This is a genomic window from Aestuariivita sp. (genome assembly GCF_049276915.1).
Taxonomy (GTDB): domain Bacteria; phylum Pseudomonadota; class Alphaproteobacteria; order Rhodobacterales; family Rhodobacteraceae; genus Aestuariivita.
The window spans coordinates 1-20601 of sequence record NZ_JBASXK010000125.1 but is presented as its reverse complement, the minus strand read 5'-3'; the positions used below and the strand labels follow the sequence as shown (position 1 = coordinate 20601).

At 62.5% G+C, this 20601-nt stretch carries 21 protein-coding genes, 1 pseudogene and 1 riboswitch; of the genes and pseudogenes, 15 read left to right on the top strand and 7 right to left on the bottom strand.

Going from position 1 to position 20601, the window contains the following annotated elements; translation table 11 throughout:
• Positions 1–2: 2 nt before the first annotated feature.
• From pcaD to WAO69_RS13450, 4 genes are all read right to left on the bottom strand, one after another.
• Positions 3–791, bottom strand: coding sequence for a 3-oxoadipate enol-lactonase (gene pcaD / locus WAO69_RS13465; protein ID WP_422179969.1), 789 nt, complete (start codon positions 789–791; stop codon positions 3–5).
• 89 nt (positions 792–880) lie between these two features.
• Positions 881–1861, bottom strand: coding sequence for a threonine ammonia-lyase (locus WAO69_RS13460; protein WP_422179967.1), 981 nt, complete (start codon positions 1859–1861; stop codon positions 881–883).
• Positions 1858–2682, bottom strand: a complete 825-nt coding sequence (locus tag WAO69_RS13455) for an alpha/beta fold hydrolase (protein ID WP_422179965.1) — start codon at positions 2680–2682, stop codon at positions 1858–1860. The genes WAO69_RS13460 and WAO69_RS13455 overlap by 4 nt, the downstream gene beginning before the upstream one ends.
• Positions 2682–3368, bottom strand: coding sequence for a haloacid dehalogenase type II (locus WAO69_RS13450; protein WP_422179963.1), 687 nt, complete (start codon positions 3366–3368; stop codon positions 2682–2684). Before WAO69_RS13450 ends, WAO69_RS13455 begins: the two co-directional genes overlap by 1 nt.
• A 168-nt stretch (positions 3369–3536) precedes the next feature.
• Here WAO69_RS13450 and WAO69_RS13445 point away from each other — a divergent pair, with 168 nt between their 5' ends.
• Positions 3537–3965: an FKBP-type peptidyl-prolyl cis-trans isomerase gene (locus WAO69_RS13445; protein ID WP_422179961.1), complete on the top strand. Its 429-nt coding sequence runs from the start codon at positions 3537–3539 to the stop codon at positions 3963–3965.
• 6 nt (positions 3966–3971) lie between these two features.
• Here the strand turns inward: WAO69_RS13445 and WAO69_RS13440 are convergent, their stop codons facing one another.
• Positions 3972–4295: a hypothetical protein gene (locus tag WAO69_RS13440; RefSeq protein ID WP_422179959.1), complete on the bottom strand. Its 324-nt coding sequence runs from the start codon at positions 4293–4295 to the stop codon at positions 3972–3974.
• A gap of 181 nt (positions 4296–4476) precedes the next feature.
• Here WAO69_RS13440 and WAO69_RS13435 point away from each other — a divergent pair, with 181 nt between their 5' ends.
• The gene (locus tag WAO69_RS13435; protein ID WP_422179957.1) at positions 4477–5454 is read left to right on the top strand and encodes a zinc transporter ZntB; all 978 of its coding nucleotides are present in this window, start codon (positions 4477–4479) and stop codon (positions 5452–5454) included.
• A gap of 156 nt (positions 5455–5610) precedes the next feature.
• On the opposite strand, the gene WAO69_RS13430 is transcribed toward WAO69_RS13435, so the two are convergent.
• Together WAO69_RS13430 and WAO69_RS13425 are read right to left on the bottom strand one after the other, a co-directional pair.
• A complete protein-coding gene (locus tag WAO69_RS13430; RefSeq protein ID WP_422179955.1) occupies positions 5611–7332 on the bottom strand; it encodes an adenylate/guanylate cyclase domain-containing protein in 1722 nt (573 codons plus the stop codon).
• Between the two features lie 248 nt (positions 7333–7580).
• Entirely contained in the window at positions 7581–8456 is an 876-nt protein-coding gene (locus WAO69_RS13425; protein WP_422179953.1) for a hypothetical protein, read from the bottom strand.
• Between the two features lie 121 nt (positions 8457–8577).
• Here WAO69_RS13425 and miaB point away from each other — a divergent pair, with 121 nt between their 5' ends.
• The 13 genes and pseudogenes from miaB to WAO69_RS13360 all read left to right on the top strand — a co-directional run.
• A complete protein-coding gene (gene miaB, locus WAO69_RS13420) occupies positions 8578–9903 on the top strand; it encodes a tRNA (N6-isopentenyl adenosine(37)-C2)-methylthiotransferase MiaB (RefSeq protein WP_422179951.1) in 1326 nt (441 codons plus the stop codon).
• A 268-nt stretch (positions 9904–10171) separates the two neighbouring features.
• Positions 10172–10732, top strand: a pseudogene (locus tag WAO69_RS13415) (OmpA family protein).
• A 12-nt stretch (positions 10733–10744) separates the two neighbouring features.
• Positions 10745–11038, top strand: a complete 294-nt coding sequence (locus WAO69_RS13410) for a hypothetical protein (RefSeq protein WP_422179949.1) — start codon at positions 10745–10747, stop codon at positions 11036–11038.
• A gap of 196 nt (positions 11039–11234) precedes the next feature.
• The gene (locus WAO69_RS13405; protein WP_422179947.1) at positions 11235–12248 is read left to right on the top strand and encodes a PhoH family protein; all 1014 of its coding nucleotides are present in this window, start codon (positions 11235–11237) and stop codon (positions 12246–12248) included.
• Between the two features lie 64 nt (positions 12249–12312).
• Positions 12313–12816 carry an rRNA maturation RNase YbeY gene (gene ybeY / locus WAO69_RS13400; RefSeq protein WP_422179945.1) on the top strand — a complete coding sequence of 168 codons (504 nt, stop codon included), beginning with the start codon at positions 12313–12315 and terminating at the stop codon, positions 12814–12816.
• 29 nt (positions 12817–12845) lie between these two features.
• Positions 12846–13721 (top strand): hemolysin family protein, encoded by an 876-nt coding sequence (locus tag WAO69_RS13395; protein ID WP_422179943.1) that lies wholly within the window; start codon positions 12846–12848, stop codon positions 13719–13721.
• Entirely contained in the window at positions 13718–15211 is a 1494-nt protein-coding gene (gene lnt, locus WAO69_RS13390; protein ID WP_422179941.1) for an apolipoprotein N-acyltransferase, read from the top strand. Before WAO69_RS13395 ends, lnt begins: the two co-directional genes overlap by 4 nt.
• 39 nt (positions 15212–15250) lie before the next feature.
• Positions 15251–15300, top strand: a riboswitch (SAM-SAH riboswitch).
• Positions 15301–15306: 6 nt separating this feature from the next.
• Positions 15307–16488: a methionine adenosyltransferase gene (metK, locus tag WAO69_RS13385; RefSeq protein WP_422179939.1), complete on the top strand. Its 1182-nt coding sequence runs from the start codon at positions 15307–15309 to the stop codon at positions 16486–16488.
• A 1-nt stretch (position 16489) separates the two neighbouring features.
• Entirely contained in the window at positions 16490–17122 is a 633-nt protein-coding gene (locus tag WAO69_RS13380; protein ID WP_422179937.1) for a hypothetical protein, read from the top strand.
• 26 nt (positions 17123–17148) lie between these two features.
• Positions 17149–17778 (top strand): glutathione S-transferase family protein, encoded by a 630-nt coding sequence (locus tag WAO69_RS13375; RefSeq protein ID WP_422179935.1) that lies wholly within the window; start codon positions 17149–17151, stop codon positions 17776–17778.
• Positions 17779–18114: 336 nt separating this feature from the next.
• A complete protein-coding gene (gene trmB, locus WAO69_RS13370) occupies positions 18115–18819 on the top strand; it encodes a tRNA (guanine(46)-N(7))-methyltransferase TrmB (protein WP_422179933.1) in 705 nt (234 codons plus the stop codon).
• Positions 18820–18949: 130 nt separating this feature from the next.
• Positions 18950–20302 carry a 3-phosphoshikimate 1-carboxyvinyltransferase gene (gene aroA / locus WAO69_RS13365; RefSeq protein ID WP_422179931.1) on the top strand — a complete coding sequence of 451 codons (1353 nt, stop codon included), beginning with the start codon at positions 18950–18952 and terminating at the stop codon, positions 20300–20302.
• Positions 20299–20601: (d)CMP kinase (locus tag WAO69_RS13360; protein WP_422179929.1), on the top strand; the 303-nt coding region annotated here is incomplete at its 3' end. The genes aroA and WAO69_RS13360, both read left to right, overlap by 4 nt.

The following is a 20601-nucleotide window of genomic DNA, read 5'->3' as shown; positions in this document are numbered from 1 at the left end:
GGTCAGATATGTCCCGTCTCGCGCAGGAAATCACTCAGGACCTGCGCATAGTCGCGCGGGTTCTCCACGCAGGGCAGATGCCCGACGCCGCGCATCAGATGGAATTTCGAACCCGGCACCAGATCAACGGTTTCGCGCACCAGATCGGGCGGGGTCGAGCCATCCGCGCTGCCCGCGATGCCCAGCACTGGCAGGCGCAGCGCTGCCGTCGTGGTATAGAAATCCGTCCCCGCGATAGCCGCCGAGCAGCCCGCATAGCCCGCAGCAGGCTGGCGCACCAGCATGTTGCGCCACAGAGCCAGTTCCGGCGTGGCGCGGAAAGAGGCCGAGAACCAGCGCTCCATCACCGGATCGGCCAGCGCCTCGATCCCGTTGGCCTCGACGGCCGCGATGCGCTCGGCCCACATCTCGCGGGTGCCGATTTTCGCCCCGGTGTTGGACAGCACCAGCGCACGCACCAGATCAAGTCGCTTGGCCGCGAGGCCCTGCGCGATCATGCCGCCGATGGACAGGCCCACGAACAGGCAGTCGCGCAGCTTCAGATGATCCAGCAGGCGTTCGGCATCCGAAACCAGCGCACCCATCGTATAGGGCGCGGGCGGGCAGGAGGACAGCCCGTGGCCGCGCTTGTCATAGCGGATGATGCGCAGGCCCTGAGGCAGAAGCGGCAGAACCTCATCCCACAGCCTGAGATCGGTGCCCAGTGAATTGGCAAAGACCAGCGGTGCACCATCGTCGGGCCCGTCGATGCGATAATGAAGCTGAACGTCTCCCAGATCGGCGATCTGCATGGGGGGTCTCCTTGGCGTGATCAGGCAGTGTTAGAGCATTTTGCCGTCTTGGGGAAAGGCCTGCAATGGGATGGTCCGCGCCGCACCGCTTACGCCTTGCCGCCAAATCGGCCGAGGGCGTCGGCAAAGACATGTGCATCGACATTCCCGCCCGAAATCGTGGCGATGACGTCATCCCCGTCGATGGCGTCGCCATGATAGAGCGCGGCCGCCAGCGCAACCGCGCCACCCGGTTCGGCCACCAGCTTGAGCCGTTCGAAGGCCGCCACCATGGCGCGCTGTGCCTCGTCTTCGCTGACCACGATGCCGGGGCCACAGAGCCGGTGCATGATGGGAAAGGTAAGCACACCCGGTGCCGGTGTCAGGATCGCATCGCACAGCGAGCCAGAGGTCCGGTTGTTGCGTTCGATGCCGCCCGAGGCAAGGGAGCGGGCCACATCATCAAAGCCTTCCGGCTCAACCGGGCGCACGCGCATGGCGGGGGCTTTGGCCTCCAGCGCCAGCGCGATGCCCGAGGTCAGACCGCCGCCGCCGCAACAGACCAGCACATCGGCCCGCGTGACGCCGACTTCGGCGGCCTGCGCGGCGATTTCCAGCCCTGCGGTGCCTTGTCCGGCGATGACCTGCGGCTCGTCGAAAGGTTTGATCAGGGTCAGCCCGCGGGCCTGTGACAGCTCGGCCCCGATGGCGTCGCGGTCTTGCGAGTTGCGATCATACAGCACCACCTCGGCCCCGAGGGCGCGGGTGTTGTCGATCTTCATGCGCGGCGCATCCGATGGCATGATGATCACCGCCGAAACGCCATGCAGGCGCGCCGCCAATGCGACGCCTTGCGCATGATTGCCGCTGGAAAAGGCGATGACGCCGCGCGCGCGCACCTCGGGTTCCAGCGCCGAAACCGCCGACCAGCCACCGCGAAACTTGAAGCTTCCGGTATGTTGCAGACATTCCGGTTTGATCCAGACACGCCGTCCGGCGATCTCGTCAAGAAAGGGCGAGCTCAGCAGCGGCGTGCGTCTTGCATGGCCTTGCAGCCGCGCCGCGGCGGCTTCGATCATGTCGATATTCATGTCATCAGCTCCAGCCATGTGCGCAGGGCGGCGACGGATTCCGCCTCGTCGAGATAAGGGATATGGGCGCGGTCGGGCACCTCGGCCACGATCAGGCCGGGGGCGCGGCGTGCCATCTCGGCCACTGTTTCGGGTGACAGCAAATCGCTGTTTGCCCCCCGGATCAGCGCCATCGGCTTGCCGATCAGCGCCTCGAAAAAGGGCCAGAGATCCGGGGCTGGCTGCCCGCCGGTGGCCAGCACCGCGTCGCGCAGGCGCGGGTCATAGGTAATGCTCAGACCATCCGCTGTCTGGCGATAAAGCGTGCGGGCCTCTTGCATCCAGCGCGTGTCGGGTACGTTTCGAAACCCGGTCATGACCCTTGGCAACTCGCGTGCGGCCTCTTCATGGGTTTTCCAGACCGGATTGCGCCCGAGATAGCCCTTGATGACATCCAGCCCCACGGGTTCGATCACCGGGCCGATATCGTTGAACGCGACACCCAGGATGCGATCGGGGGCCGCCACGGCCAGACCCATCGCCACCAGACCCCCGCGCGAGGTGCCCAGAATGGCGACTTTCTCAAGGCCCAGATGATCCAGCATGGTGATCACGTCGCCCACTTCGATGGGCACCTGATAGGTCATGAAATCCTCGGCCCAGTCGGACTGACCGCGCCCGCGGTAATCCATCTTGATCAACCGGCAATCCGACAGATGCGGGCTGACATAGTTGAAATCCAGCGTGTTGCGCGTAAGGCCGGACAGGCACAGAACCGGCAGGCCTGCACCTTCGTCGCTGTAAAACAGGTTCAGACCGTCAGAGGCGGTAAAGGTTGGCATCAGGCACCTGCTATATGAGGGATGGTTGTCAGGTCGGACAGGATCGTGGCCGGTGTCCAGGGCAGGCGATCCAGCGGTTCGCCCGCGCGGTTCACCCAGGCCGTGGCAAAGCCATAACCCGTCGCGCAGGCCGCGTCCCAGCCGTTGGAGGACACGAACAGAACCTCGTCCTTGCCGCAGCCGAACCGCGCGCCCACCAGGTCATAGACCCGCGCGTCGGGTTTGAAGATGCCCACGCTTTGCACCGAAAGCACATCATCCAGCACCGCGCCGATCCCGGCGGATTGCACCGCGCCAGCCAGCATTTCGGGCGAACCATTGGACAGGATCGCCGTGTTCAGCCCTGCCGCCTTGAGTGCCGCCAGCATGGCGGGCACCTCGGGATAGGCCTGCAATTCCCAGTAAAGATCCAGCAGGCGCTGGCGCAGGGCGGCGTCGCCATCCAGCCCCGTGGCCTCCAGCGCCCAGTCCAGACCGTTCTGCGTCACCTCCCAGAAATCGGTATGGGCATCGGCCACAGCGCGCAGCCAGGTATATTGCAACTGCTTCAGGCGCCACTGGTTCGCCAGATCGCCCCAACGGTCCTTCAGGTCCGGAAAGGCCGGTTCCTGCGATGCCTGTCGCGCGGCGGCCGAGACATCGAACAGCGTTCCATAGGCATCGAACACACATGTGGTAATGGCCATGCGCCCCTCCTTTTGTTGGGCGCAATCTGGCACAGGCCCGGCGCAGGCGAAAGGGTCCGCGCGCCCGCGGTTTACATCCGCTCTCGAGACGTTAGGCTAGGGGTGAGCCTGAGCACCCGCGAGAGACGCGGCCTCACCCTTTCCCCCCCAAACATATCGGAGACGCTTATGACCGAGGTCAAACCCGGCGATACTGTCAGCATTCATTACACCGGCACCCTGAAGGACGGCACCACCTTTGACAGCTCTGAAGGGCGTGCCCCTCTGGAGTTCGAAGTCGGCAGTGGCCAGATCATTCCGGGACTGGACGTGGCGTTGCCCGGCATGAGCGTCGGTGACAAGAAAACGGTCGAGATCGACTGTCAGGATGCCTATGGCCCACGTGATCCCGACATGCGTCAGGCGGTCCCGCGCGAAGGCATCCCGGCCGAGATCCCGCTGGATATCGGCACGCAGCTGCAGATGCAGACCCCAAGCGGACAGGCCGTGCCCGTGGTTGTCGTCGACGTGTCAGAGACCGAAGTCACGCTGGATGCCAACCATCCGCTGGCCGGTCAGGACCTGACCTTCGAGATCGAACTGATGTCGATCGCCTGAGCCCGCTCAGGGGCGCAGGATCGTCGTGTCGGCTTGCGCCACCGTCCCACCCTCGTCTGCCTCGCCCAGGGGCAGGCGCAGGATCGGCACTGTCGCGGGCAGGGACAGGCGCGCTTCTGTCAGCACCCGGGCCTCAACCTGTATTCTGGCCATCAGGCTTGCCATGCCACCGCGCGTTGCCGTGACCAGCGATGGTTCGATCACCAGCGCACAGCCCAGCAGCCCGGCCAGCAGGAATTGGCACAGCCGCGCGGACCTGCGCGCAAGATGCGCCCGGCGCTGGCAGCGCATCTGTTGGGGTTGCAGTCTGGGTGCGGTGAAATCGAGCATGACCCGAGGCACTATCAAAAGATAGTGTCATTACCGGGTAAAGATCGCGGCGCTGCCGTGCCGGTCTGGGCGCAAAAATGTACCAAATGCGCCGCTCTGGCTAAAACCTTCGTAAACTTTTTGAGACTTTGCCCCGCTTTTGGATATCCTGCCGGGCAAAGCGCAGGGTGAAAGGCCGGGCATGACAGCGCAGCAGACAGGTTTGTTGGATGTTATCGCCCTGCAGTTTGATGGCTCAGGCGGGGCGCAAGCGGTGGATCCCGCGCATCTGTCGACGGATACCGGCGCGTTCAGCTGGCTGCATCTGCGCCGCGATCATCCCGGGGCCGAACGCCTTCTGGAGACCTGTGGTCTGGATGAGTATGTGGTCAAAGCGCTGACCGCCGAAGAAACCCGCCCGCGCTGCACGGTGCATGGGCGCGGTGTCGTGCTGAACCTGCGCGGCGTGAACCTCAATCCGGGGGCGGAACCCGAAGACATGGTCTCGGTGCGGCTCTGGCTTGAGCCGGGACGTATCGTGGGTGTTTGGGTTCGCCCGCTGGTGGCAGTCGCCGATCTTGTCGCCGCCATCGAACGGGGCGACGGACCGCGCACGGTGGGCGGTTTCGTGGCCGATCTTGCGCTCAGGCTTGCAGACCGGGCCGAGCCGGCCATCGCCGGGCTGAATGAGCGCATAGACGCCATCGAAGAGGCCATGCTTGAGTCCCAGCCGGACATCGCTCGTGGCGAACTGGCGGGGTTGCGGCGCGCGGCCATCCTGCTGCGCCGCTATCTTGTGCCGCAGCGCGACGCGCTGACCACGCTGGACATCGAAAGCCGCGGCTGGATGCAGGAAGATGACCGCGCGCATCTGCGCGAAGCCGCAGAACGGATGCTGCGGCTGGGCGAAGAACTGGATGCCATTCGCGATCGCGCGCAGGTGGTGCACGACCAGGTGATGGATCAGCGCGCCGAGGGGATGAACCGGCGCATGCTGGTGCTGTCGGTTGTGGCGGCGATCTTCCTGCCGCTGGGTCTGTTGACGGGATTGCTGGGCATTAACGTGGGCGGCGTGCCCGGCGTGAATGATCCCCACGCCTTTGCGATTGTCTGTGCCCTGCTGGTGGCAATGGGGATTGTGCTGTTTATCTGGTTCCGCCGGATCGGGATGTTCCGTTAGTGTTGCCTGCCTGATGTAAGCTTTCCGGTCTGCCACTGGTACGCCCTCGGTTGCTCCGACGAAGGTTGGGGGGCTGCCATGGGGACAAAGCCGACATATGGCTGATCATCAGGCTTGGTTGGCTGCCGAGGGAATGGTGCCAACTCCGATTCGGGATCACACCCCAGATTTCGCGATCCCGTCGACAAGAAGAGAGTTGTGCTCAGGCAGGCGATACAAGGTAAGACGCCCCGACGTGATGTTATCCAGAAATGTCGGCGCGAACGTAGCCAAGGCATCGGCATGTGGCCGCGCTTCATGCAGTCGGCCGAGATGGGCTGAAGCTGCGATCATCAAGGCCCGCCGAATTGGCGCGCGCGGTGTCATCTGAATGGCACGTTCTCCCCAATACCGGGCGTCCACGAAATTACTCTCGGCAAAACATGCCTGAGCGAGTGCAAGATAGGCGTTGCCTATCCAGGCATCGGCATCTCGCGGCGACAGGCGTAACGCAAGCTGTGCGTGTTCCTTTGCTTCATCGAGCCGCCCAACGAGCGATTCATGCCAGGCCATGAAAAAGATGTTCAAGGCGAAGTTCGGATTGAGTTCGAAGGCGCGTCGAAAATCAGAGGTAGCCTCGTCGTATGCGCGCCGGAAATGGCGGATTATGCCCCGGACCGTCAAAGCCCTCGGGTCGGACCTGTCACTCTGGAACAGGCGTTCCGCCGCCGCTTCGGCTAGATTAAGCATTTCGTCTGGATTGTCGTCGAGTTGAAGAAGATAGCGGTTGGCGTAGGCATAGGCTTTGAACCAAATTGCCTGCGTGTTGCGCGGGTCGAGGTCGATCGCCTGTTGGGCCAATGCCAGGACGTTCTCGTATCCCCTTTCGTCCAGATATGCGCCTTGCTGAAAGAGGGCTTGGGCCTTGAGGGCCAGGTCATAGGAATTGAAGTCGATATCCTGCACTCGGCTTGCACGCGCAAGTTCGGCCTGAGTAATTTGCGGTGCGATTGCGCCGACGACCCTGCGCGTTATCTCGTCCTGAAGTTCGAAGATGTCTTCCAGATTGCGGTCATAGCGCTCGGCCCAGATGTGGGTCCCTGTCCCGCATTCGATCAACTGCGCAGTGATGCGTATACGGTTCGACGCTCGGCGCAGACTGCCTTCAAGCATGTATCTTACGCCGAGTTCTCGCGCGACGTCCCGGTGCGTCACTGATCGCCCCTTGAAGGAGAACGAAGAGTTGCGGGCGATAACAAACAGGTCCTGGAACCGCGAGAGTTCGATGATGATGTCCTCGCTGATGCCGTCGCAGAAATACTCCTGCTCCGGATCACCCGACATGTTGTCGAACGGCAGCACGGCAATGCCGGGCTTGTCAAAGGTGGACGCTGTTTGTTTCAGCGCCGAACCATCAGGCCACCGCCACACACCAACGCGACGTGCAATGTTTTTCAGCTGGGTGTCTCCACCGCCGAAGAACAAGGCCGCGGCGGTTCTGTCCAGGCTGTTATGCGCGGTATCCGATAGCAATATCTGCCCAGGCTCGGCCAGTGCCTCAAGGCGCGCGGCAATGTTGATTCCATCGCCGAAGATGTCTTCGCCGTCGGTAATGACTTCGCCAGTGTGAACGCCGATGCGGAGCTGGATGTCTGCCGGCTTTTCGGCCGATTGGATGGAAATCGCACATTCGGCGGCATTTGAGGCAGACCGGAACTCGACGATCCAGCCGTCCCCCATGCTCTTGACGAGTCGTCCTGCATGCTCCACGAGCGCGGGCATCAAGGTCTCTTCTCGGAAAGCCTTGAGAGATTTGAGCGTCTGGTCCCGATTATGGTCCATCAATGCTGAGTATCCGACAACATCCGCCGCCAGAACCGCAGCAAGCCTTTTTTGCATTGTTACCTCCCTGCTTATTCGAGGCTAGCCCGGAGCTGGTGAACTGTCAGCCAGGTTTCCCACGTCGTGCGATCGACGCAAGCGAAATACAGCGAAAGCCACGTCTGCGTTGGGCTCAAACCCGTCATCTGACAACATCACTTGGCAATATCGGAGCCGTGCCCGATACGCTCTCTGATCGGGTAACTTGTGTCAGGGGGCCAACACCTGTGGCGGGGCGTCGCGCTGCGTTGCAAAGACCAGTGGCCTCAGAACCATTGGCCCGGTTCCATCAGTCCCAGATCCAGCAACTGGCGCGAATGCCATTCAAATGTGGTGGTGTTGTGCCATTTGAACGTGTGGATATCGAAGGCCGAGCCCGGATTGCTTTTCAGCGCCTTTGCGGTGCGAAACGAACAGACTGCCGCCGTCAGGTTGTTGTGCCAGGGGCAAGCATAGGTGTTGTATTCTTCATCATTGAACGTGTGATCGGCGCGCAGCTCCAGCCCCGGTTTGGTCATGAACAGTGAGATCCGGTCGATCTTGCGGCTGACCTCGGGGATATGTTCCTCATAGCGCCAGCGCAGGCCGCCAAAGAAATCCAGTTGCCGTTCCTTGGGATGGGTGGTGACAGGATCGGGGCGGGCCAGCGCGTAATATCCCGTGCGGTCAAGATGGGCGCGCTCAAGCGAGACCGCATTGGGGCATTCGGTCAGATCATCGGCATAAAGATCGACCACATAGCACAGCATCGCATCGCGCCGCTCTTCGGTGTGGAAGGTCAGCATCTCGCCGATGCTGCGCGTCTCGCAGAAGGGATAGAACAGGTATTCCCCGTTATAGCAGTAATACATCCACACACCCGGAGCCGCCGCGATGATCCTGTTGATCGCATCGCGCCCCGCCTCGGCCTGTGAGACGGCATGATTGACCCGCAGCACCTTGCCTTCGACATCGGCAGGCAGGCTGAAGGCATCGGGCATCAGGGCCACGACCACCTTGAACCTGATATCCAGATGGTGGCGCAGGGTCGAGGCGACCTCGGCCTCGTCCTCGATCAGGATGATCGCCACAGGGCCTTTGGCCAAAGCACGGCGCGCGTCCTTCAAAAAAGCGCTCAGCGAAGGATAGGTGGTTCCTGCCATGGGGGCCTTTGATCTTTGTGAACTCTGGTTATGCGTCAGAATCGGTTAAATCCGCGTGCATTGCAAGGTGGTGCACGTTGGTCTAGAAGCACCGGCAATCCCGCCAACAACCGGTGTCCTCATGGCAGAGCCCAAAAAGCTGTTTATCAAGACCTATGGCTGTCAGATGAATGTCTATGACAGTGAGCGCATGGCCGAGGCTCTGGGCACCCAGGGATATGTGGAAACCTCCACACCGGATGATGCCGACATGATCCTGCTCAACACCTGCCATATCCGTGAAAAGGCCGCTGAAAAGGTCTATTCCGAACTGGGGCGCTTCAAGAGGCTGAAGGCCGAAAAACCGGACCTGAAAATCGGTGTCGCGGGCTGTGTCGCGCAGGCTGAAGGGGCCGAGATCATGCGCCGTCAGCCCATGGTCGATCTGGTCGTGGGGCCGCAAAGCTATCACCGCCTGCCCGAGCTCGAGGCCAGGGCGCGCGCTGGTCAAAAGGCGCTGGACACGGATTTCCCCGAAGAAGACAAGTTCGAGCATCTCAAGGCCCGACCCAAGGCCAGACGCGGCCCGACCGCCTTTCTGACCGTGCAGGAAGGCTGCGACAAGTTCTGTGCCTTCTGCGTGGTGCCCTATACCCGCGGCGCCGAAGTCTCGCGCCCGGTGGATCGCGTGATCACCGAAGCGCGCGATCTGGTGGAGCGCGGCGTGCGTGAAATCACCCTGTTGGGTCAGAACGTGAATGCCTATCACGGCGCGGGTCCGGACGGGGGCGACTGGTCGCTGGCCCGGCTGATCTGGGAGTTGGACAAGGTCGACGGGCTTGAGCGCATCCGCTTTACCACGTCCCATCCCAATGACATGGATGAGGCCCTGATCGAGGCGCATGGCACCTGCGCCAAGCTGATGCCCTATCTGCATCTTCCGGTGCAGGCGGGATCGGACAAGATCCTCAAACGGATGAACCGCGCCCATACCGCCGAAAGCTATCTGCGCCTGATCGAGCGCATCCGTGCCGCGCGCCCCGATATCCTGATCTCGGGTGATTTCATCGTCGGCTTCCCGGAAGAGACCGAGGCGGATTTCCAGGCCACCATGGATCTGGTCGAAGAGGTCAGATACGGCACCGCCTATTCCTTCAAGTATTCAACCCGCCCCGGAACGCCGGCCGCCGAACGCGATCAGGTGCCCGAGGCCGAAAAGACCGAACGCCTGCACCGCCTTCAGGCATTGCTGGGCACCCAGCAACGTGCCGCACAGGATGCGATGGTGGGCAAGACGGTTGGTGTGCTTTTTGAGCGCGAAGGGCGCCTTGCGGGCCAGATGGTGGGCAAGTCGGACCACCTGCACGCGGTCCATGTGGCCGATTGCCCGGCCCCGGTGGGAACCCTGGCCCAGGTCAGAATCGTGTCCTCCAGCACCAATTCCCTTGCGGGCGCGCTGGTCGGCTGAAATCGTCGGATTCCGGGGCTTGGCCCCCGCTCCAAAATCACGAATGGGGGGCAATGGGCCTCTAATTCGATTTTGTCTTAAGATAGATCACAATATCTAGATCTAGTGATTTTGTCTTTTCATGTAACCAGAAGTTTTTTAACCTGATCTCAATACGAGGTGGGGGCCTCAGGAACATTCCTTGGCGCATGTTGCCAGTCTCTGCCTCTTCAGGGGGAAATCGGAGTAAAGGATGTTCAAGGTGAATGAGTTTGGCTTAAAGACGCTGATGACTGCCGTGGCCGCTGCCAGCATTGCCGCAGTCACGCTGCTCGTCACGCCGCTGCCGTCTGCAGCGCAGACCAGCAGTTCGGGTCAGAACGTGGTGATCGGCGAAAGATATGTGCCCACGATCTGGGTCGATCCGGACGGGTGCGAGCATTGGGTCATGGATGACGGTGCCGAAGGCTAAATGACCCCGCATGTGACCCGTCAGGGTATCCCGGTGTGCCGGCGCGGGAATGTCTGTGGCGTGATGAACTCGGATCAGTTCTTTGCAACCGACAGCTATCGCATCCATCCCAACGGCCAGAAGCGTCTGGAGGAGTTCTTTTCGCAATCAACCGCGACGGCCTTCATCATCACCGGTCACACCGACAGCCGCGCCTCGGATGCCTATAACATGCGCCTGAGCTATAACCGCGCCAACTCGGTCGCCCGCATCGCGGCCTCGACCGGTGCGCGCATCGCGGATGTGCGTGGTTACGGCGAACGCCTGCCTGCCGCATCCAATGCGACCGCTGCAGGTATGGCCAAGAACCGCCGCGTCGAAATCATTTGTATCCGTTAAGGGGACCTTGTCATGAATATTGCAAAAACAGCCATGCTGCTGCTGGTCGCCGGAACGATCTCTGCCTGCGAAAAGATCGACAAAACCGTGGACCGCGGCTTTGACAGCAAGGACCTCTCGACCCTCAAGGCCGGGATCTGGGTTGATCCGGTGGGCTGTGACCACTGGATCATCGACGATGGCGTCGAAGGTTATCTGTCCCAGCGTCTGGATCCTTACGGCAAACCGGTCTGTTCGGGCGTCGCACCGCCCAACACGGCCACCGGCCCATTCAAGGAGGGTTCGTCCTTCCCGGATATCCTGTGATCGCTTCGGGATCATATGACAGCAGGGCCGTCCGCATCACGCGGGCGGCCTTTTTCGTTCCGCCATCCGATCCTGCGCCCAAAGCGGCGACAGCGCCGGAAGAATTCTGTACCAGTTTCGTGAAATTATGCCTCATTCGCTTGCCTCGCCCGCACGGGTTTGCCAAGCTCACTCAAGAAAAAGCAAGGAGAGCAGATTGGTCATCAGCGCCCTAACCCCAGCAGATACGGCGACAGCCCCAGCCGAGCTGTTGATCGAGTTTCCAGACAATCTTCTCATGGCCGCATTGGTCGGCGAACATTCCCGAAACCTTGTTCCGATAGAACAGCATTTCTCGGTGCAGATCCTGCACAAGGGTAACCAGCTTGCGATTCTGGGCGAGGAAGACGCACAGAAAGGGGCTCTTGAAGTGCTGCAGGCGCTCTATACGCGGCTGGAACAGGGGCGTGAGGTCGAACTGGGCGATATCGACCGCGAGCTGCGCATGGACAAGTCACCTCTGGTGCCCGGCGCAGGCCGGGGCGATCAGCTTGAGATGTTCCGCGGCGGCAAGGTCGAGATCAAGACCCGCAAGAAGCTGGTCGAGCCCCGCACGGATGCGCAAAAGGCCTATGTGCATTCCCTTTTCGAACATGAACTGGCCTTTGGCATCGGCCCGGCCGGTACCGGCAAGACCTATCTGGCGGTTGCCGTCGGCGTGAACATGTTCATCAATGGCCATGTGGATCGCATCATCCTCAGCCGTCCCGCGGTCGAGGCAGGCGAAAAGCTGGGCTATCTGCCGGGCGACATGAAGGACAAGGTCGATCCCTACATGCAGCCGCTGTACGACGCGCTGAACGACTTTCTTCCGGGCAAGCAACTGGCCAAGCTGATCGAGGAAAAGCGGATCGAGATCGCGCCGCTGGCCTTCATGCGCGGGCGGACCCTGTCGAATGCCTTCGTGGTGCTGGATGAGGCACAGAACGCCACGACCATGCAGATGAAGATGTTCCTCACGCGGCTTGGCGAAGGCTCGCGCATGGTGATCACCGGAGACCGTACCCAGATCGACCTGCCGCGCCATGTGCCTTCGGGTCTGGCGGATGCGGAACGGTTGCTGAAATCGATCCCCCGGATCAGCTTCAACTATTTCACCGCCAAAGATGTGGTGCGCCACCCGCTTGTCGCGGCCATCATCGAAGCCTATGACGCCGATACCTCCACCTGAGCGCGCACTACGACCCTGCAAATCCCGCGCTTCGTGGACGATCTGCGAACAAGGATGACGGGCCATGGGGCTGGAGATCATGATCGAGGATGCGCGCTGGTCCGAGCTGGACCTCGAAGCGCTGGGCACACGCGCCTATGACAGTACGCTGGCGCATCTGGGGATCGACAGTGACAGTACCGAAGCGGCTCTGCTGGCCTGCGATGATGCCCATATTGCCCGGCTGAATGCCGATTTCCGCGACAAGCCCACGCCCACCAATGTGCTGAGCTGGCCCGCCGAGGATCTGGCCCCTGCAACCGAGGGCGCGATGCCGCGTGCGCCCGGCCCCGATATCACCGGCGAGATTGCGCTGGGGGACATCGCAATCGCCTATGAAACCTGCGCGCGCGAGGCTATGGAGGCGGGCAAGCCCCTGTCCGATCATGTGACCCATCTGGTCATACACGGGGTGTTGCATCTTCTGGGCTATGATCACATTCGTGACCGGGATGCCACTTTGATGGAACAAACTGAGACGACGATACTTGGCACAATGGGTATTGATGACCCATATAGGACAGGATAACGGGGCTTTTCCCTTTTCGGACAGGACAAATGGGCGACAACGAAGGCAGTTCTAACGCAGCGCAAAGCGCGCAGGATGAGTCCACAGACAACAATTCGGGGTTCTTAGGCCGGATTTTCGGCGCGTTCAGCCCGTCAGGTTCTGACAGCGGCGCGGACTCGTCGGAACCCTCGCAAACTCCGGGCACAACCCATGGCATGATCAATCTGCGGCGGATGAACATCGAAGATGTCGCCATCCCCAAAGCCGAGATCGTCGCGGTTCCCCACACCATAACCAAGGACGAGCTTGTCGATGTGTTTCGCGAAAGCGGGCTGACGCGGCTTCCGGTCTATGAGGGCACGCTGGATACGCCCATCGGTTTCGCCCATCTCAAGGATTTTGCCCTGACCCATGGGTTCAACAGCAAGGGCAAGACCTTTGATCTCAAGGGCATGTTGCGCCCGCTGTTGTTCGTGCCGCCCTCGATGCCGATCGGCGTGCTGCTGACCAAGATGCAGGCCGAACGCCGTCACATGGCGCTGGTGATCGACGAATATGGCGGTGTCGATGGTCTGGTGACGATCGAGGACCTCATCGAACAGGTCATCGGTGAAATCGAGGATGAGCACGACATTGGCGAGGATTTGCCCTGGGTGCTGGAAAAACCGGGCTGCTACATGGCGCTTGCCAAGACGCCCCTGACCGAGTTCGAGGCCGAGATCGGCCAATCCCTCACCGATCATGATCAGGTCGATGAGGAAGAGATCGACACGCTGGGCGGGCTTGTCTTCATGCTCAGCGGCCGGGTTCCTGCGCGCGGCGAAGTCGTGCTGCATCCCGATGGCCCCGAGTTCGAGGTCGTGGATGCCGATCCGCGCCGGATCAAACGCCTGCGGGTCCGTGTGCCTGCTCAGGACGGATGATCCAGCCAGCCGGTCCGCGTGCGCGCGCCGCTCTGGGATTTCTGGCCGGTGGCATTGGCGCGCTGGGCATTGCGCCCTTCGGGTTCTGGCACGCGACGCTGATCTTTCTTGCGGTCGCCTTCCTTCTGTTCGAGCGGGCCACCACGGGCCGTCAGGCGCTGGCCACGGGCTGGGCCTGCGGCACGGGCTATTTCTCCGTGGCACTTTTGTGGATCATCGAACCCTTTCTGGTCGAGCCCGAGATCTTTGGCTGGATGGCCCCATTTGCGCTGATCTTCATGGCCGCCGGACTGGCGATATTCTGGGCCGGGGCGTTCCGGCTGGCCTTTCGGGCCACCCGGATGCGCCTGCCTGCACTGGTCGTTGCCCTGGCGCTGGCGGAACTGGCGCGTGCTTATGTTCTGACCGGCTTTCCCTGGGCCGGTCTGGCGCAGATCTGGGTGGGCGTTGGCCCGGATCTGATGCTGTCGGTCATCGGCCCGCATGGGCTGGGGCTGGTGACGCTGGGGGCGGGCTTGGCGCTGGCCCTTGCGGCTGGTGCGCGCCATGCCCTGATGGTGCGGCTTGCCGGACCGCTGGCGGTTGTGGCCTTTGTCGGCTTGGGCCTCTGGCTGCAGGCGCGCCTGCCCGAAACCGAGTTTCGCGCAGCCACCATCCGCCTCGTTCAGCCAAATGCGCCACAGGATCAGAAATGGGATCCCGCGATGATGCCCGTGTTTCTGAACCGCAATCTGGAATATTCGGCGGCCCTGCCGCGCCCGGATCTGATCGTGTGGCCCGAAACCTCGGTGCCGACGTTGATGGAATATGGCGGGCCGATCTTTGAAGACATGATCACCCTGTCAGGCGGCGTGCCGATCGTTGCGGGCATCCAGCGCCGCGATGATCGCCGCATGTATAATTCGGCGTTCCTGCTGGACGGGCCGGTGCCGTCGCAGGTCTATGACAAGCACAAGCTGGTGCCGTTCGGAGAATACATCCCCCTTGGCGATCTGGCCGCACGCTTTGGTCTGCACGGTTTCGCCGCGCGCGAGGGGCAGGGCTTCAGCGCCGGCCCCGGTGTGCAGCTTATGGATCTTGGCGCGCTGGGACAGGCGCTGCCGCTGATCTGTTACGAGGCGGTCTTTCCCGATCTTGCCCGCAGCACGCCACGCCCGGACATGCTGATCCAGATCACCAATGATGCATGGTTCGGCGAACGCTCGGGCCCCTATCAGCATCTGGCCCAGGCCCGAATGCGCGCGATCGAACAGGGGCTGGCGATGATCCGGGTGGCCAATACCGGCATTTCGGCGATGATCGACCCCTATGGTCGCCTGATCGCGCAAATCCCGCTGGGGCAGGCCGGATATGTCGATGCTGCCCTGCCGGAACCGCGCCCTGTCACGCTCTATGCCCGCAGCGGCGACTGGCCCGCTCTGATCCTTTTGCTGCTTCTGGCGGCAGCCATTGTTGCGCGCAATGCACAGAGGCACGCAACGCTCAAATAGCGATTGACCAGACCCACATGTCCGCGTAATTCGACCCAATGTCTCTTGCAACGGCTTCCTGGCGTGAGAGAATTAACCCTAATGGAGCACTTTTCATGTCCCGTAATAACTATACCTTCACCTCGGAATCCGTTTCCGAGGGTCACCCGGATAAGGTCTGTGACCGGATTTCGGACGCCGTTCTGGATGCTTTCATCGCCGAAGAACCCGAAGCGCGCGTTGCCGCTGAAACCTTCGCCACAACCAACCGCGTTGTGATCGGCGGCGAAGTCGGTCTGTCCGATCAGGACAAGCTGCACGACTACATGGGCCGCATCGAGCAGATCGCGCGGGACTGTATCAAGGACATCGGCTATGAGCAGGACAAGTTCCACTGGAACACCTGCGAGATCACCAACCTGCTGCACGAGCAATCCGCCCATATCGCACAGGGTGTGAACGCGGCGGACAACAAGGACGAAGGTGCTGGCGATCAGGGCATCATGTTCGGCTATGCGACAACGGAAACGCCACAGTTGATGCCGGCACCGATCCAGTATTCCCACGCGATCCTGCGTCGCCTTGCCGAGGTGCGCAAGAACGGCACCGAGCCGGCGCTTGGCCCGGATGCCAAATCCCAGCTTTCGGTGATTTACAAGGACGGCAAACCTGTTGGCGTCAGCTCGGTCGTGCTCTCGACCCAGCACCTGGATGAAAGCCTGACCTCGGAGGATATCCGCGCGATGGTCGCGCCCTACATCACCGAAGTTCTGCCTGAAGGCTGGCTGACCAGCGACACCGTCTGGCATGTGAACCCAACGGGTAAATTCGTGATCGGCGGACCGGATGGCGACGCGGGCCTGACAGGACGCAAGATCATCGTGGACACCTACGGTGGCGCGGCCCCCCATGGTGGTGGTGCCTTCTCGGGCAAGGATCCGACCAAGGTTGACCGCTCGGCGGCCTATGCGGCGCGCTATCTGGCCAAGAACGTCGTGGCAGCTGGCATGGCCGAACGCTGCACGATCCAGTTGTCCTATGCGATCGGTGTGTCCAAGCCCCTGTCGATCTATGCCGATACCCACGGCACCGGTGAGGTCGAGCCCGTGGCCATCGAACGCGCGATTGCGCAGGCGATGGACCTGACACCGCGCGGCATCCGTCAGCACCTCGAGCTGAACAAGCCGATCTACCAGCGCACCGCGGCCTATGGCCATTTCGGTCGCGAACCCGATGCCGATGGCGGCTTTTCCTGGGAACGCACCGATCTGGTCGAGACGCTCAAATCGGCGGTCTGACATGACTGTGCTGCGCAGTCTCACCTGTGCCCTGGTGCTCTGCGCCGGGGCCGGGGCTGCGCAGGACGTATCGCCCAAGTTCCAGATCGCGGGCGATACTCTGATCTATGACACCGTGAATGTGCCGGACGCCCTGGCCGATATCGAGGTCGAGGATGTCGATCCCCTGCTGAACCTGCTCAGCGCCAATCCCCAGATCACCATGCTTGAGCTGAACTCGGGCGGTGGCTCGGTCTGGGCGTCGCAAAAGATCAGCGATATCGTGATCGATTTCGGCCTGGATACCCGCGTGAACGGCGATTGCGACAGCTCTTGCGTGACGATCTTCCTGGCCGGGCAGAACCGGTCGATGACACGCGGCTCGCGCATGGGGTTCCATCAGGTCCAGTGGAGCAGCGACAATATCCAGGACTATTACGAGCGCGAAGCCGACGAGTTCGGCTGGGACAGCCCGTGGGATTTTGCCGAATGGATGTATCTGGACACCCAGCAGGAGGTCTATCTCGCGCTGGCCTATATGGTGGCGCGCGGGGTCGATCCGGGATTTGCCATCCAGTCGGTCCGCAAGCCTGACGGCAACATGTGGCGCCCGCATCGCACGGTGCTGCGCGCCGCGGGCGTGCTGACCGAGTAACGCCCCCCCGAGCAGAGGACGACTTGATGATCTTTTACGATTGCGCCACCGCCCCCAGCCCGCGCCGCGCGCGCATGGTTATCGCCGAAAAGGGCATCACGCTTGAGACCCGCCAGATCGATCTGCGCAACGGCGAACATCTGCAACCCGATTTCCTGGCCATCAACCCGCGCGGCACCGTGCCGGTTCTGGTGACCGATGCGGGCCATGTTCTGACGGAAAACCTCGGGATCGCGGCCTATCTCGAAGCGGCCTTTCCCGACACACCCCTGATGGGGCGCAGCCCGGAGGAAACCGGGCTGATCTGGAGCTGGACGGCGATCTGCGAGCAACACGGCGGCATGCCCGTGGCCGAAGCGCTGCGCAATGCCTCGCCGGCCATGAAAGACCGCGCCTTGCCCGGTCCGGTGCCCTATGCCCAGATCCCCGAACTGGCAGAACGGGGGCGCGCGCGGGTGGCGGCCTTTATCGAGTTGCTGGAGGCGCGGCTGAGCGAAAGCCCCTATCTGGCAGGGGAGAGTTTCTCGCTGGCGGATCTGACGGGCTTTGTCTTTGTCGATTTCGCCCGCGTGGTGAAGATGGGTATTCCCGAGGCCAACACGGCCACGCAAGACTGGTTCGACCGTATCAAGGCCCGTCCCAGCGCGCAGCTGTGAACCCGCGCGACTGCGCAGAGTCCGCAGGCCCGGCGCACGGTGGTGTAACGCGACCGTAAGGCGGGGCGGTTACACCCTCTCTCGCAGCTGCATGACCATCCGTTTGGCACCGGGTGGTGCGATCAGGAAGATGGTTTTTCTTTCGCGCATTCCTGCTGGTTCGGCCTGACAGGCCGGGCCCGGCAGAACCATTGCTTTTTCAGCGGGCCCGCCCCCTGACGCCTTGATGCACAGATGACGGTCCAACCCCCTGCCGGAATGCGATCCGAGCGGGGCAAGACCCGTGTCTGCAATCCGCCTTGCTCCGCGCGATCCAGTGGCGTACATCCCCGCGCCATGACCCAGAGCCAACGTCCACATCGCAATTTCTATGGCCGCCTGAAGGGCAAAACCCTCAAGCAGAGCCAGAAGGCCTATCTGGACGAAGACCTCGGCACGCTCTCGCCGGGCCTCGTGGATTGGGAGGCCAACCCCGAGCGCACTCCGCTTGATCTGCCGGCCCTGTTCGGGGGGCGCGATGTCTGGCTGGAGATCGGTTTTGGCGGGGGCGAACATCTGGTGCATCAGGCGCGCGAAAATCCGGGCGTGGGCATTATCGGAGCCGAACTCTATATCAACGGCGTGGCGATGCTGCTGGGCAAGATTCGCCGGGCCGGCGTGGATAACCTTGCCGTGCATCCCGGCGACGCGCGCGATCTGATGGATGTGCTGCCCGATCAGTCGATCTCACGGGCGTTTCTGCTTTATCCCGATCCCTGGCCCAAGGCGCGCCATCACCGCCGTCGCTTTGTCACACCGGAACACCTGGGCCCGCTGGCCCGCGTGATGAAACCCGGAGCCATGCTGCGCGTGGCCACGGATATTCCCGATTACGTGCGCCAGACCCTGCAGGAGGTGCCGCGCGCGGGTTTTGAATGGAGCGCCGAGCGCGCCGATGACTGGCGTCTGCCCTGGGGCGACTGGATCTCGACGCGCTATGAGCAAAAGGCGCTGCGCGAAGGGCGGGTGCCGCATTATCTCAGCTTTGTCCGGCAGGGTTAGACGCGCCGGGCTGTCGTCGGATTTCTTTTTGGGTATTTGAGACCAGAAAGAAACGGCCGCTCATATCGGCTGGACCGGGTGGCAGGGATTGGGTAAGCCCGGTGCACCGAGTTTTCTTGAAGGGTGTCTCATGTCGGGCCACGGTGCTCCTGTTCCCATGATCTCGCGCGCCTGCGGCGCATTGAGCGGTATGGCCGAGGTCCCGGGGGACAAGTCGATCTCGCATCGCGCGCTGATCCTTGGCGCGCTATGCGTCGGAGAGACACGCATCAGTGGCCTGCTGGAAGGGCAGGATGTTCTGGATACCGCGCGCGCCATGCGGGCCTTCGGGGCCGGGGTCACCGATCATGGCGGTGGCAACTGGAGCGTGCGGGGCGTGGGTGTGGGTGGATTTTGTGAACCCGACCAGGTGATTGATTGCGGCAATTCCGGAACCGGCGTGCGTCTGATCATGGGGGCGATGGCCACCTGTCCGATCACGGCGACCTTCAGTGGTGATGCCAGTCTGAACGGGCGGCCCATGGCGCGGGTCACCGATCCTCTGGCGCTGTTCGGCGCGCGCGCGGTGGGGCGCTCGGGGGGGCGCTTGCCGATGACGGTGGTAGGGGCGGATGATCCGGTGCCGGTGCGCTATGTGGTGCCGGTGCCCTCGGCCCAGGTGAAATCGGCCGTGCTGCTGGCGGGGCTGAATGCGCTGGGCGAGACCGTGGTGGTGGAGCGCGAAGCCACGCGCGATCACACCGAACGGATGCTGGCGGGTTTTGGCGCGACGATCACGGTTGAGGACAGCGACGAGGGTCGGGTGATCACCCTGACCGGTCAGCCCGAGCTGCGCCCGCAGGAGATCGCCGTGCCGCGCGATCCCTCCTCGGCGGCTTTTCCGGTCTGCGCGGCGCTGATCGTTCCCGGTTCGGATGTGCTGGTGCCGGGGATCGGGCTGAACCCGACACGGGCGGGGCTGTTCACCACGCTGATCGAGATGGGCGCTGATCTGAGCTATGAGAATATGCGCGAGGAGGGTGGTGAGCCGGTGGCCGATCTGCGCGCGCGCTATTCACCCGATATGGTCGGCATCGAAGTGCCGCCGGCGCGCGCGGCCAGCATGATCGATGAATATCCCATCCTGTCGGTTGTCGCGGCCAACGCCCGGGGCCAGACCATGATGCGCGGCGTCAAGGAGTTGCGGGTCAAGGAGAGCGACCGGATCGAAGCCATGGCCACGGGGCTGCGCGCCAATGGCGTGCCGGTCGAGGATGGCCCGGACTGGTGGAGCGTGAACGGGCAGGGTGCAGGCGGCGTTGCCGGCGGGGCCATCTGTGCAAGCCATCTTGATCACCGGATTGCCATGTCCTTCCTGATCCTTGGCATGGCCAGTCAGGCCCCGGTGTCGGTGGATGATGGCGGGCCGATTTCGACCTCTTTCCCGATTTTCGAGCCACTGATGGCGCGTCTTGGTGCGGCGCTGGAGCGGCAGGTATCGTGAGCTTTGCGGTTGCCATAGACGGCCCGGCAGCGGCGGGCAAAGGCACGGTGTCGCGCGCGGTGGCTGCGCATTTCGGCTTTGCGCATCTTGATACCGGGTTGCTGTATCGTGCGGTGGGCCATGCGACGCTGCTGGGCATTCCTGCGCTGGCGGCGGCGCAAGGCCTTGATGCGGGGGCTCTGGACAACCCCGATCTGCGGACACCTGCCGTGGCGGATGCTGCCAGCAAGGTTGCGGTGCTGCCCGAGGTGCGTGCGGCGCTGGTGGATTTCCAGCGCGCTTTTGCGCGCCGTTCGGGC